12 protein-coding genes are annotated in these 13,243 nt (G+C 60.9%); 2 read left to right on the top strand and 10 right to left on the bottom strand.

Annotation, left to right across the window (positions count from 1 at the left end; all coding sequences use genetic code 11):
• Positions 1-79: 79 nt before the first annotated feature.
• A complete protein-coding gene (locus V4F39_RS23320; RefSeq protein ID WP_332292460.1) occupies positions 80-949 on the top strand; it encodes a hypothetical protein in 870 nt (289 codons plus the stop codon).
• A 13-nt stretch (positions 950-962) separates the two neighbouring features.
• On the opposite strand, the gene V4F39_RS23315 is transcribed toward V4F39_RS23320, so the two are convergent.
• From V4F39_RS23315 to V4F39_RS23280, 8 genes are read right to left on the bottom strand one after another with little or no spacing between them, the layout of a single operon-like run.
• Positions 963-2,636, bottom strand: coding sequence for an asparagine synthetase B family protein (locus V4F39_RS23315; protein ID WP_332292459.1), 1,674 nt, complete (start codon positions 2,634-2,636; stop codon positions 963-965).
• Positions 2,633-3,628: a glycosyltransferase family 2 protein gene (locus tag V4F39_RS23310; RefSeq protein ID WP_332292458.1), complete on the bottom strand. Its 996-nt coding sequence runs from the start codon at positions 3,626-3,628 to the stop codon at positions 2,633-2,635. Before V4F39_RS23310 ends, V4F39_RS23315 begins: the two co-directional genes overlap by 4 nt.
• Before the next feature lie 6 nt (positions 3,629-3,634).
• Positions 3,635-4,552 carry a glycosyltransferase family 2 protein gene (locus V4F39_RS23305; RefSeq protein ID WP_332292456.1) on the bottom strand — a complete coding sequence of 306 codons (918 nt, stop codon included), beginning with the start codon at positions 4,550-4,552 and terminating at the stop codon, positions 3,635-3,637.
• Between the two features lie 35 nt (positions 4,553-4,587).
• Positions 4,588-5,787 carry a glycosyltransferase family 4 protein gene (locus tag V4F39_RS23300; protein ID WP_332292454.1) on the bottom strand — a complete coding sequence of 400 codons (1,200 nt, stop codon included), beginning with the start codon at positions 5,785-5,787 and terminating at the stop codon, positions 4,588-4,590.
• Between the two features lie 2 nt (positions 5,788-5,789).
• Positions 5,790-6,557 (bottom strand): class I SAM-dependent methyltransferase, encoded by a 768-nt coding sequence (locus V4F39_RS23295; protein ID WP_332292453.1) that lies wholly within the window; start codon positions 6,555-6,557, stop codon positions 5,790-5,792.
• 28 nt (positions 6,558-6,585) lie between these two features.
• On the bottom strand, positions 6,586-8,064 hold the full coding sequence (locus V4F39_RS23290; RefSeq protein WP_332292452.1) for a lipopolysaccharide biosynthesis protein: 1,479 nt from the start codon (positions 8,062-8,064) through the stop codon (positions 6,586-6,588).
• Positions 8,065-8,115: 51 nt separating this feature from the next.
• On the bottom strand, positions 8,116-9,066 hold the full coding sequence (locus V4F39_RS23285) for a glycosyltransferase family 2 protein (protein ID WP_332292451.1): 951 nt from the start codon (positions 9,064-9,066) through the stop codon (positions 8,116-8,118).
• A 33-nt stretch (positions 9,067-9,099) separates the two neighbouring features.
• Entirely contained in the window at positions 9,100-10,059 is a 960-nt protein-coding gene (locus V4F39_RS23280) for a UDP-glucuronic acid decarboxylase family protein (RefSeq protein WP_332292450.1), read from the bottom strand.
• A gap of 226 nt (positions 10,060-10,285) precedes the next feature.
• On the opposite strand from V4F39_RS23280, the gene V4F39_RS23275 reads away from it, so the two are divergent.
• Positions 10,286-11,752: a hypothetical protein gene (locus V4F39_RS23275; RefSeq protein WP_332292449.1), complete on the top strand. Its 1,467-nt coding sequence runs from the start codon at positions 10,286-10,288 to the stop codon at positions 11,750-11,752.
• A 6-nt stretch (positions 11,753-11,758) separates the two neighbouring features.
• On the opposite strand, the gene V4F39_RS23270 is transcribed toward V4F39_RS23275, so the two are convergent.
• A complete protein-coding gene (locus V4F39_RS23270) occupies positions 11,759-12,463 on the bottom strand; it encodes a GNAT family N-acetyltransferase (RefSeq protein ID WP_332292448.1) in 705 nt (234 codons plus the stop codon).
• 2 nt (positions 12,464-12,465) lie between these two features.
• Positions 12,466-13,218: a hypothetical protein gene (locus V4F39_RS23265; protein ID WP_332292447.1), complete on the bottom strand. Its 753-nt coding sequence runs from the start codon at positions 13,216-13,218 to the stop codon at positions 12,466-12,468.
• Positions 13,219-13,243 lie beyond the last annotated feature (25 nt).

Here is a 13,243-nt window from a genome sequence, read left to right as displayed (position 1 = left end):
CTCATCCTCGAGAGTCATGAACGTTCAGCCTCCCCTCCATTTGACGCGTCCGTGGCTCACCGGTGGCGAGCGCGAACGCATGAGCGCCGGCATCGGCAACTGGGAGGGGTTCAACGCCTCGCCCTTCACGTACCACGACATCCTGTCGGTCGCCCGGGAGTGGGAGAGCCAACTCGCCGGCGTGGAGCGTCCGTGGCTGTGCTGGAACGTCGACGCCGAGTGGAGCCTGCTGCAACAGCGCATGGTGCTGGAAGTGGGCTGGACGCCGGTGGTCGGCTTCGATCCGCGAGTGGGCCCACCGCCGCTGCTGCCGGGCGCCGTGCTGATCGACTTCAACCGGCATTTCGGCTTCGGCACGATGTATCCGCACTTCCCGCTGGACTTCGCGTTCGCCTGGTGCGAGCGGCTGGCCTTCTGGCATGCGGATCTTTTGATGCCGATCGAGCAGATGCAGGCGTACGCGCGGCGGTTCGAAACGCTGGAAGACGGCGCGATGATTACTGTGGAGCCCCGGCCATCGATGCGACAGCGGCTTCAGCAACCCCACACACTTCGCTACTGGGAGTTGCTCGGCTGCGTGACCCGTGGCGCCAGTCGCAGCAATTTCGACCTGGGCTGCGGCTGGTGGCTCTGCTTTTACCTCCACCCCAACTGTCCAGGCGACGAGGAGCGCAAGAGGCGCACCACGATGTACTGGGACTGCGGGGTCGGCATCCGCTATTGGCACAAGGCGCTGGGGGGCAAGTTGATGGCGATTCCGGAAGCAGAGGTCGACGAAGGCCACTACACCCGTATGCGGCGCAAGAACTACATAGCCGCCAGCGTGGATGATTGGCGGCGCGATCTGTCCAAGGAACTGTCCGCCAACTTCAAGCTATCGGACATATGCAGCGGATTCGGACTCAAACCGCTCTATGAAGAAGCTCTGAAATATCGATCAACGCCGTAGATCCGAGACGCCATCAAGCGCCTTCCCGCGACTGCAGCCATTGCTCCAGCATCATCAAGATCCAAATCATCTCGCCGTAATAAGCTGGATGGGCCTTCAAGTGCGTCTGCAGCAGCGCCTCAATGAAGTCAGCTCGCACGATGCCGCGTGTAGCGAAGCTATGCAATGATGCTTGAGCCAGGCGATACAGAGCATCATGCTGCATGGCCCACACCCCAAAAGGTAAGCCGAAGCCCTGCTTCTTCTTAGTCAGAATTTCGTCTGGAAGAAATCCGCGCAACGCCTCCTTGAAGAACCAGCGCAGCTTGAGGCCCCTGAGTTTGTATGAAACAGGCAGACGCAAGGAGAAATCAAGCAACCCATCGTCAAGCATCGGGAACGCAACGTCCATTCCCGCCAACGCTGCGCTTCCGCGGACCTTCGGCAAATCACTTTCCGCCAATGTGTAACGCCAGTCGTATGCAAGCATGTGGTTGAGATCACTGGCGGGCTCCTTTACCGCGTGCCAAACTGCCCGTTGGTGCTGCAGAGGAGCGGCCATGTCGATGCTTGCCAGGAAATCAGGTGTAAGCACCTGATCGACGCCCAAACGCAGCAACAAGTTATATTGCTGGAGCCTGTTCGGCATCTCGTCACGCGCTTGATCGACATAGCTTGCAACCTTACGGACTAATGGCACGCGCCCGGCAGGGGTCTGCAACAAGATAGGTTCGACGATCCCCTTGCGCAGCGGCATCGGAACATGCTCGTACCAGCCGAAAACCCGCTGCTTGGCATAGCGTGCGTTGCCCCCGAACAATTCGTCGCCGCCATCACCGGCGAGCAAACGGCTTACGCCGTCGTTGCGCGCCATGCGCGCGCAATAGTATGCGGGCAACGCTGACGAATTTCCAAAAGGCTGGTCGTAGTGCCGAGCCACTGCGGGAATGGACGCCACGAGGTCTGCCGGCGTCACATAGTACTCGTGATGCTCCGTGCCAAAATGCTGCGCAGCAACGCGCGCATAGGACATTTCGTCATAGCCTTGCGCTTCAAAGCCGATCGAATAGGTGGCAGCAGGACGCCCCATCACTTCGCCAATGAGGCCAGCCACCGTGGAGCTGTCTGTGCCACCGCTGAGATAACATGCCGCTTTGCCGCCATCCAGACAGCGAGCCACGGCATCACGAAGCAAAGCTCGAAAGTCATCGCGCAGACTGTCGAAATCACCACGGGGCGCTTCATCGAAACGCGGCTGCCAGTATGGCCCAGTCTCCAGTCGACCGTTCTCGAAGCGCACATAATGCCCGGGTGGGACACGGTGGACATTCCTGAAAATAGTGCGCGGCGAAGGAATGCAGTGAAAATAGAGATAGTCAAAAATTGCCTGCGGGTCGATCGCGTCCAAACCAGCATCCGCCAACGTATCCGCGCGGGCGGCGAACCGCAAGCTCCCTTCTTCGATGCGATAGCAAAGCGAATGCTCGGCGAAGCGATCGACAGCCAGAAATGCACGGCCCACCTGGTCGACGATGCCGACCGCAAACCCCCCCTCGACGCGGGTCGGAGCCAGCACTCCCGCTTCATCAAAGGCTGCCTGCCATGCCGCTGCATCGCCTTGGCTGCGCGCCAGCTCGGCCCATTGCGGTGCGGTGAATCGAGGCCGTCCCCAAGTTTGCACAGTTGCCGGCGGATATTCTGAGCTCATCGAACAGCCTTGTTCTTTGATGTAATCTTAGATATGGAACGCTGCCTCGGTATCAGCAATTTGGCCAATGCCGTCATATTGGCCCGACGGAGGCCCAGGCGCAGCGAGCGAAGATGAAGCCGCGCTGCTTGCCGCAGATGGCCCGCTTGGCTAGAGCGCCAACCCCAATCGAACAGCACACTGGCCATCTGCGCCTGCACCACGCCGTGCTGCCGGGCGGTCAGGCCGGGATAGGAAGCGATACGCGACAGCGCAGATAGCAATTGACTCGAATGCCCCTCGACGTTCGCATCCGCTTCAAAAGAAACGTTGTCAGCACCCAAGTTGTAAATGATCTGCGGGTTGTGCAGGCACGCGAAGCGGTGGTTGCGGGCCAGCCGTACCCAGAACTCATAGTCTTCCGAGACGCGCAGCGTCTCCACCATGCGCTCACGTGCAGCGTTCGCTCTCAGTACGACGCTGGAGAGATTGAACCAGCAGCCCTGCTCTAATAGATATTCGAAAAAGCGACTGTCGAACAGCGTCGCATCTGAAATACATTGTGCGACAGGCGCCGTTGCGAGCTTCCGCTCGAAAGCGGGTCCCATATATGGGACCTCCTTCCCCCCCTGCTCATAGCGGGCGCGCCCAAAGACAACGTCGACATTCGGATGCCGCTTCAGCAATGCGGCAGCGTCGGCCAAATGATTCGGCAAGAACACATCGTCAGAATCCAGCAACGCCACAGCTTCGGCTTGGCCAGCCGCCTGAACGGCCGCCAACCCAGAATTTCGTCCCCCTGCAGGGCCTTTGCTGCCAACGTTGGCCAATATCCTGACGGGACGCCCTTTGTAAACCGTACGCAACCATTCCACGGTTCCATCCGTTGAAGCATCATCGACAACCCAGACCTCCACGTCGATCGTGGACGTGTTCTGAGCAAGAGCAGACTCAATCGCGCTTGCGATGCGGGGCCTGCGGTTGTAGGTGGGTATGACGACGCTGAACTTCATCAGTTTTCAGTGTGCCGACTTCGCATGCCGCGCTGCCTCGTAGAGATAGCCACGCAAGAATGAGATCTCCCAGTCCGCAAGAAAGCGCTGGTCAAAATCGCCTTTCACACGGCCGATAAAGGCCTGTGCAGCCTGCTTGACCAACTTTCCGTACATCCAGCGCGGTGCACCTCTGAGCCGAGGAACACCGTTACCCATCGCTTGGGACGACTCCTGGTGAAACATGTGCCGACCCAGGCGATAGCCTCGCTGGATGATCCATGCTGGCTGCAGTTGATGCGATCGGATGATATGCCCTACCCGCGCCGCAGCAGCAAACCAGGCGCGATAACCGGCTCGTTCAAGCCGCGTGGTGAATTCCACCTCACTTCCCATCACGTATTGACCACTTGACGGGCCGACGGATTCGTCAAATCGATGGCCCTCGTCAAAAACACGACGACGCACAGCCATATTCGGACCCCACACCTGCGCCGCGGGCACCGGGCCCTCACCCAAGTCCACCGGAGTGACGGCGAACGTCGCACCCAAGTTCACCAAACGAGATATCCAAGGCGGACATTGACCATCCGGCCATAAAGGATCTATACCGCCTCCAAAAATATCGAATTCCGGTCTAGATATCACCACCTCAAATAATTTAGACAACCAATCGGCCTGAGGTACGGCGTCATCATCAGTGAATACGACAAGGTCACCTTGGCAATGCGCCACTCCCAGGTTAAGTGCAATATTCTTGCCCCGGCGAGGCGTATAAATCGATTCAATCGGCAACCGGCCGGCATATGCAGCCAGTATGGCTGATGTTCCATCGGTGCTCGCGTTGTCCACCACCACAATTTTCCATGGAACGGCTGGGTACCGCAGCTGTGTATATGCGTCTAGTACGCGCGGCAATGTACCAGCACCGTTGTGCGTTGCCATCAAGATAGTCAACATGTGCAGTGCCCCAGTGCCCTCTACTCGGACTGCCCACGTATCGTACGTTTGGCCCATCGTAGCGTGCCGCGCACATTTTGCGTGGCTCTTCGCGCCAAGTCCCACGTTGGCAATTTCGTGGGCGCAGTTGCAATTTCGGCGTATTTTAGTAAATACTGTTGCTTGAGAGAACGTATGTCGTAATACTTCCTGGCTATGTCAAGACTGCGTCGCCCGAGAGCCTGCCAACGCGCCTGATGCCCCACCGATAAAACCTCGGTCAAAGCGCCAGGCCGGGCCATATCAATGAAAACACCCTCCTTAACAATGCTCTTTTGATTAGGGTGGTTGGTACATATTACAGGCAGGCCCATGGCCATCGCCTCAATGTACACAAGACCGAAGGTCTCAAAAATACTCCCCAAAACAAAAGCATCAGCGGCCGCATAAGCTTTAGGAAGCTCCGTCGGCGCCAGGGAGTCGAAATGCACCCTGTCGCCAAGCAGTTTGTATCCCAGCTCGCGTATCGCGGGCGAATCCTCACTGTCTTGGCCAACGATGGCCAAATGTAGGTCTTGGCCTGCGGCAGCAATCTCCTTGATAACGTAGTCCATGCGCTTGTGCCAAAAACATATCGTTCCCACACAAATCAGGAGCACCGCGTCCGCCGGAATGTTATGACGCGCACGGAAATCTGTCTCGATATCAGGATGGTAAATCGCCATGTTCACCCCATGGGGGATCATGAACGCCTTCCCTCGTACACTGTGCTTGAGATTTAGCTCTGTATGCTCCTGGACAAAGTCACACGAAGGCAAATCATCAGCGGGAATAGCACCACCATTTGAAAACAGTACTCTGGGTGTATGGCGAAAGAGATGCCGCTGTGCGTAGATAACATTGCAGACATCCCGATCGAGGCAGTGAATAACATCGAATCCACCTTCGAGCAACGCCCCTAGCGCCGCCCACGCGAAGCTAGTGCACTCTATGCGGATGCGCTCCTGGCCTGCTTCCGAAGCGTGCCAGCGTGGAGAAACCGGCAGCTTTATGTCTTGCAAGCCCACGGCGTCGCGTGCTATATGGGGCACGACAATTTCCCTCGCCGACGCCGGCCCGCCGCCTTTGAAGAGAGTGATATCGAGAGAGTCAGACAGCAGGTCGAAAAGATTCCTTGCGAACGACTCATGCCCACGATGCACACGCCCCAGGCCCGGGCAAAGCAGAGCAACGCGAGGCATTCTCAACTCTTCGTTGACAGTATGGCCATTGCCAATCCCTTTTCAGCCGTAGGACGCTCAATGACTAAACCAGGCTCTGTGGCGGCCCATTGGCGAACCATTTCAGTTTCGTCCGGGCGATCTGCGTCGTCGACCAAAACAATGCAATTGGGCGCTAACCTAGAACGCAAACGAGGAAAGGCAGGTGCACGCACCATTGGCGCAAGCCCTGCGGGGGGTCCGTCCACAACCAACATATCGATCTGCCCTATATTGATGGGCAGCACATCTTCTTGATACCAAGGTGTTGACGTATGAGTCGTCTGCAGAGGTGCGTGCAGCACGGTCGCCCAGTCGCTCAACCCATACCGCACCAGCATGTCGCGGGTCTTTTGCGCGTACTGCTCTTCATGCTCTAAGCTCCATACGTGACCAGCCCCCAACTGCTGCAGGCATCGCGCCGCGACGATCGTCGAAACACCCGAGCTGCATTCAACGATCACAGCCGGGCGGCGCTGGTGAATTTGCTCCGCAACGTGCAATAAGAAGTCCGGTGACCCGGCCCAACCACGCATGGCGGGCAAAGCCATGTCTAATTGGAGACGCCGCTCCAGCGCCAACAGCGCCTGGACTTGCGAAAAAAAATTCTCCGATTCGGTTCTGATAGCAGCAACGTCACTGAGCAGCTTATAAGTAGCCAAATGCACCGCTCGGATTTTTCGCCAAGTGAGCAATCCAACGCCGCCGATCACTACCAAGCCTAGAACCAATAGAGTTTCCAAGAAAAACATCGCGACCTTTCATGGTTGCAAATTCGAATCAACCCCGCCGAGGCGTTAGCCGCAGGCCAGGAAAATGCCTCATCCAGCGCTGCATCAGCGGATCACTGGCCAATGGGTGCTCGCTGATCCGTAACCCAGCAACCCAACACAATATGCCCGACAGAATGACCATAGCAAACCACCCTGCACTCATAGGCGCCGCCCTGTCCAAGCCGTACCAGAAGCTCAGAGCGCCAGGCAAGGCCAAAGTGACAACGGTAATTTTGAGGCTACAGAACAACTGGTGCCGCAAAGCTGACCAGTCGCTGGCCAGAGATGCATTTTTGACCCCATAGGATAAAGGCACGTATATAATAAAACACAGCAGATAAGCCCAAACGCACGCTTCCAGGGATCGGAATACGAGCGCTGCAGCTACGATGATGACGGCACGCAACGGCTGAAAAATTAACTCCAACCGCGCTACCTGATCCATTCGCCCAGCGGCCATCAGGAGGGTTGATATCAGGCTGCTCGCGGCATACAAGCCCCCCGCAACAGCCAACGGCGGCACGAGCTTTGCCGCGGCATCCCACTGAGGTCCGTATAACAGGCGAAGAACTTCCAACGGAAACAGGGCCATGAATCCAAAAAAGGGCCACGCAAATGCCGTTACGCCCCCAACGCTGCTAATGTACTGAGCTTCAACAGAGCCATTGCACCGGTGTGTCTGCGCATACGCAGGAAACGCCACATTCCGCACCGCTCCCATGAGGTCCCGACTGAACAGATTGACAAGTCCCTGTGCTCGACTGAACAAGGCCACCGGCGTGAAACCAAGGATCTTTCCAAGTGCCAGATCATTGATGTCCATCGACACGGTCGTCACCACGTTGACCGCTGCGCTCTGCCCACCAAAACGCAACAATTGACGCCAGCGGCTCAAGCTCGGCAAAAGTATGCGGCGTTGCGCCTGCGCGACCCAAGCCCCCACGCCGACACAGATGTTTGTGGCGACTGCGCTGATCGCCATGCTGTTGGCACCAAACCCCGCCCAGGCCAAGGCAATGGTCGAACAGAACCCCACAAGCGCCGCCACCAAGTTCACATACAGCAATCGCTTGAACTGAAGTTCACGCCGCAGGAGAGACAGCGAGATCGTACAGAACGGCAATATTGCGAAGTTCAATGACGAAATGCGCAGCGTCTGAAGCATGCGTTCGTCTTCATAGAATCGTGCCGCCATCGGCGCCAGCAAGAGGACGATCAGGAACAATCCCCCACCCAGCAATAACGACATGCCAAACGCCGTTCGGATGTGGTCGTCGCTGAGATCCTTCTCCTGGATCAGGAAATTGCCTATCCCAAAGTCTCGAAGCACCTGCGCGATGCCGATCACCGCGAGGCTGACGGAATAGATGCCGATCTCTTCCGGTGTCAGTAGGCGTGCAAGGATGATGTTGCTGGCCAGCGCCAGCACCAGCGTCAGGTAGCGCTCGAGGAAGGACAGCGCCAACGCGCGGCGCACGCTGGTCATGACGTGCGCACCCTGACGTGATGGCTCGCAGACACCATGCCGGGGCTCAAGCTAACCAACCCCTTTGCCTGCCCCGCGCAGTCCAAGCTTCATCGCCGCGCGGGCGGTGTTCATCCACAGTTTGAGCTCGTTGGGCCTGCGCGCCAGCGCATCCCGGTAGCCGTTGAACGCCACGGCAGCGTCCCCACGCAGCAAATGCGTATAGGCATGAGCCACCTGCAAATCATGCAATCGGCGTTGGAGCCGCACCGGATCGGCTTCGCTGCCATCGGGGCCAGTCAAGCCCCAACGCTTGACGGCGCTGGCAATGACCTCGTGCTCGTAGTTCACTTCCCGCGGGCGACGCGACACCGAGTTCGGCAGGATCCGATACAGCGCGCCGGTGGAGGCCAGCTTGGTGATCTTGCCCTCGCGCGAGCAACGCAGCCAATAGTCGTAGTCGTCGCCATTCCACAGCTGGAGGTCGAAGCCCCCGAGCCGCTTGACCATGCTGCCGCGCAGCATCACCGTGGTGGTCAGCAATTCGCAGTCGAAGAGCAATCGGGTGTAGAGCCAACCCGAGTTGACGGCGTCCACGCTGTCGTCGACGTGCCGCGCCTCGATGTCTGGCCGGCGCTTGAAGCTGCCGTCGGCTTCCGGCATCCAGACGTGCCAGTGGGTGAACACCGTACCGACATCGGCGTGCCGATCCAGGTGCCGCGCCTGCGCCGCCAGCTTGCCCTGGACCCAGACGTCGTCGGCATCGAGAAAGGCGATGTAGTCGCCCCGCGCGGCCTGCAGTGCAGCATTGCGCGCTGCAGGCGGGCCCGCATTCTTCTGGTCGATCACACGGATGCGGTCGCCAAACCGCCTGAGCACATCGAGGGTTCCGTCCGTGCTGCCATCGTTGACGACGATGATCTCGGTGGCCGGGTGGTCTTGTGCCAGCGCGCTTTCCAGCGTCTCTGCGACAGTGGCGGCGCAGTTGTACGCCGGGATGATGACGGTGACGAGCGAAGCCATGAACGGATCGGGCTGACTGCCTTGCCAGGCCGATCAGGCCTTGGCGAGGAGTTGCGAAAAATACGCGATGGTCTTTTGCAGCCCGGCGTCCAACGCCGTGCTGGGTTCCCAGTTCAGGTGGGCGCGCGCCAGCGTGAGATCGGGCTGGCGCTGCAGCGGATCGTCGCTCGGCAGCGGCTTGTGCAGGATCTCCGACTTGGATCCGGTGAAAGCCACAACCTTTCGGGCCAGTTCGAGGATGGTGAACTCGCCGGGGTTGCCGATGTTCACCGGGCCGGTGAAGTCGTCGCCCGTGTCCATCAGCCGCATGAGCCCCGCGATCAGGTCGTCGACATAGCAGAAGGACCGGGTCTGCGAACCGTCGCCGTAGATGGTGATCGGCTCCCCGCGCAGCGCTTGAACGATGAAGTTGCTCACCACCCGGCCGTCGCTGGGGTGCATGCGCGGCCCGTATGTGTTGAAGATCCGCGCCACCTTGATGCGCAGCTTGTGCTGCCGGTGGTAATCGAAGAACAGCGTCTCGGCGCAGCGCTTGCCTTCGTCGTAACAACTGCGCAGGCCGATCGGGTTGACGTGGCCCCAGTAGTCCTCGCGTTGCGGGTGCACCTGCGGGTCGCCATACACCTCGCTGGTGCTCGCCTGCAGAATCTTGGCTTTCAGCCGCTTGGCGAGCCCCAGCATGTTGATGGCGCCGTGCACGCTGGTCTTCGTGGTCTGCACGGGGTCGTACTGATAGTGCACCGGCGATGCAGGGCACGCGAGGTTGTAGATCTCGTCAACCTCGACGTACAACGGAAAGGTCACGTCATGGCGCATCAGCTCGAAGTGCGGATGGCCCAGCAGATGTGCGACGTTGTCCTTGGTGCCGGTGTAGAAGTTGTCGATGCACAGCACGTCGTGGCCAGCTTCGATCAGGCGTTCACACAGGTGCGAACCAAGAAAACCTGCGCCACCGGTGACCATCACGCGCTTGATCGTCCCGTAACTTCTCATTTGTCCGCTCCCGCCGCAGGCAGGATGCTGTGGCAACTGGAGAGTATGTTACCGCTCGACCACCCGACCATCGCTGCACAGGAGCGTGCCGGACTTGGCATGCGCGCGTCGCGAAAACCGCAGTAAGGCAAAACCCGCATGGGAAAAAATTCGCCGCCCCGTCGCAGGGCGCGGAACCGTAACAAACTGCGCGTCCACACCGATTTCTTCGCGACCGGACGCTGCCATGACTCCTGATACCACTTTCCGCCGCCTCGCGCGGCGCACCGCCAGCGCCTTCGCCGTGGTCTGCATGATGACGGCGGGCACGACGACAGCCGCCCAAGCCCAGGACCTGAGCTACCTGCAAGGGCTGCTCGACGCCATGGCGGAAGGCACTTGGGTGAAGGCCAGCACCAACCTCTATTCCGACGCCTGGGCCAGTCCACTGGATGGCGGCCTGCCCAGCGGCACCTACTCCGACCCCGGCGCCGTTGTGAAGTCGTGGAGCAACATCGCCTGGGATCCGAACCGCGCCCGGCTGATGTTGTGGGGCGGCGGGCACGCGGCGTACATGGGCAACGAGATGTACTTGTGGGAAGGCGCCAGCGGCACGTGGACCCGCGGATCGCTGCCGAGCCGGCTGGTCAGCGGAGGCAACGCCGTGTTCTACGTCGTGGACGACGCCGCACCGCAGTCTGCCCACAGCTATGACAACGGGCTGTTTCTTCCCCACATCGATCGCTACGTGACCTTCGGCGGAGCCGCCTTCAATACGGGGGCGGGCTTCGTCACACGCGATGCCAACGGAAACCCGGTGGGCGCCGGGCCTTGGCTGTGGGATCCCTCGAAGGCAGACGCCAACAAGGTCGGCGGCACGACCGGCTCGGGCTACCTCCCCTCCGTGGAAGGTGGCCAGATGTGGGCCAACCGGGCCGACACCTACACCGGCACGCGGGGGCAGAGCCCCCTCGAGGGCACCAGTGCCTACCGTGAGGAGAACGGCCGTGACGTCGTCTACACCACCCGAGACTCCAACGCGTCCGGCTTTCCGAACCTGTATCGCTACATGCCCGGAGACCCGGCCACGAATGAGCTCGATCGCTGGGATGTGGTGGGCCGCTCATGGAACGCGAGCAGCAGCCAGTCCGCCGCGGCGATCGACAGCGACAACGGCTACTACGTCCGCATCTCCAACAAGGCGAACACCTACGATGAGTTCGGCCTGGGGCTCTGGGATCTGAACCAGATCGACCTGGGGTCCGATGCCCTCATCGGCGACCGCTGGATCGAGCTGCATGACAGCACGGGCGCCATCTTCCGCACCAACCGCGACATGGGCATCGCCTTCGACGAGGCCAGCGGACGCTTCTATTTGTGGGACGGCAAGGATTTCGGCACGGTGTATTCGACCGCACCGGAATTCGACGCCTCGGGCACACTGCTGGATGCCTGGACGGTGACCAAGCACACCAGCGCGGGCGCGCAACCGGAAGGCAACTTCGCCAACGGGGTGCTGGGCAAGTGGATCTACGTCGCGGAACTGCAGGCCTTCATCGCACTGGACGAGTACAACGCCGCCACCCAGGACGCCGCCGTCTGGCTCTACAAGCCGCAGATCACGATGATTCCGGAGCCGCAGGCAGCCGCCATGCTCATCGCCGGCCTGATCGCTTTGCAATGGCGCCGGAAGGCTCAAGCCAGGCGCGGTTGAACCTGTTCATCGGGCGGGGGCTGGCGGCGCCAAGACGATCACGGGTGGGCGCCGCCCCAGCGAAGCATGGACCCCCGGCCATCGGCCAAGGAAGGCCACCTGGGCCCGCCCGATCCGCACGAAGACCACCCGGCCCACCGACACGGCGCCGAGCCGCGCGTGCGAGCTGATCGATGCCGCGTTGAAGAGCGAGATGCGGCTGAAGCTCCACTGCACACCGCGGGCCGCCAAATCGGCATCGACGGCCTTCCACAGGCGGCCCATCGTGCGGCCCAGCCGCAGACGCGGCACGACGTACACGTCGAAGTCCCAGGCACTGACCGCGGGATCCGCAAGGCGGTACTCGCAGCACACCTCGTCTTCCAGATAACGCGTGCGCTGGATCCAGATCGTTCCGGCCAGTTCGCCGCCGCTCTCGGCGGCGTAGCAGGTGGCGCCCGCCGCCCACCGCTGCCGGTTGATGGCGGCAGGCCGTGGAAAACTGGCCGTCACCGGATCGTCGGCGTCCACGACGCGCACGACCGTGCGCGCATCGTCGCGCACCTGGGCGTAGCTGCCACGGCCGATCGGCTGCGCCACCAGGACATAGGGGAACACGCCGCCGTGGCCCCGCGACACCCCCTGGAGAATGCGGTGTGCCACGTACATCAGCGTGACGGCCCACCCGCGCTCCTTCCACATTGCGCGGAAGGCGGACAGTATGCCTGCCACGGTCAGGCGCCAGCCGACGCCGCAGCCACGGGCGCCGAAGCCGCCCCCGAGGCTGCCCCGGACGCGGCACCGGGCGGTGGCGCCGGTGGCGGCTCTTGCCACTGGCCCGCACGCTTCAGCGCGTCGATGAGGCCCTGGCGAGGGAAATCCAGCTTCAGCGCGGTGTAGGCCTCCTGGCGCGCCTTCTCCGCGGCGCCGAGCTCCAGGTACATCAGGCCGATGTTGTAGTGGGAGAAGCCACTGTCGCCCGCCTGGGTCACCGCGACGTCCAGGTGCTTGAGCCCGTCTTCCGTGCGATTGCGCTTGTGGAGCCACTGTGCATACAGCACACGCACCACGGTGTCGTCCGGGCGGAAACGGATGGCACGGTCGAAGTAGCACTCCATCGGCCACTCCATGCCGGGCAGCCGGTCGTTCCGCGCCTTCTCGGTGATGCGGGTCATCGAGATCAGCGCACGGTGGTGATTGGGCGAGGCTTTCAACGTGTAGTTGATGTCGCCGCCCACGTCGCCGTTGATGCCTCGCAGACCCGCCTCGACCTTCGCATCGAAGTGGAAGTCCTCGACGATCTGCAGCGCGGACCGGTGCGTGCGGTAGTCGTAAGGGCCGTAGTGGTTCGTGAAGATGCGGCCGCACATCGGGTTGGGCGCTTCGCCGCCCCGCACCGCGGGCGGCAGCTTCTGGGCACCGGCCAGCGGAACCGCCGCCCAGGCAAGCAACAGGACCAGCAGCGGTTGACGAAGAAGCTGGTTCATACGGCAAAAGCGCTTGTGCATGGCT

It is taken from the genome of Aquincola agrisoli, from assembly GCF_036621135.1.
In the GTDB taxonomy this organism is placed as follows: domain Bacteria; phylum Pseudomonadota; class Gammaproteobacteria; order Burkholderiales; family Burkholderiaceae_C; genus Aquincola; species Aquincola agrisoli.
Note: the sequence above shows the minus strand (reverse complement) of the source record. Positions and strands in the feature narration are given on the sequence as shown.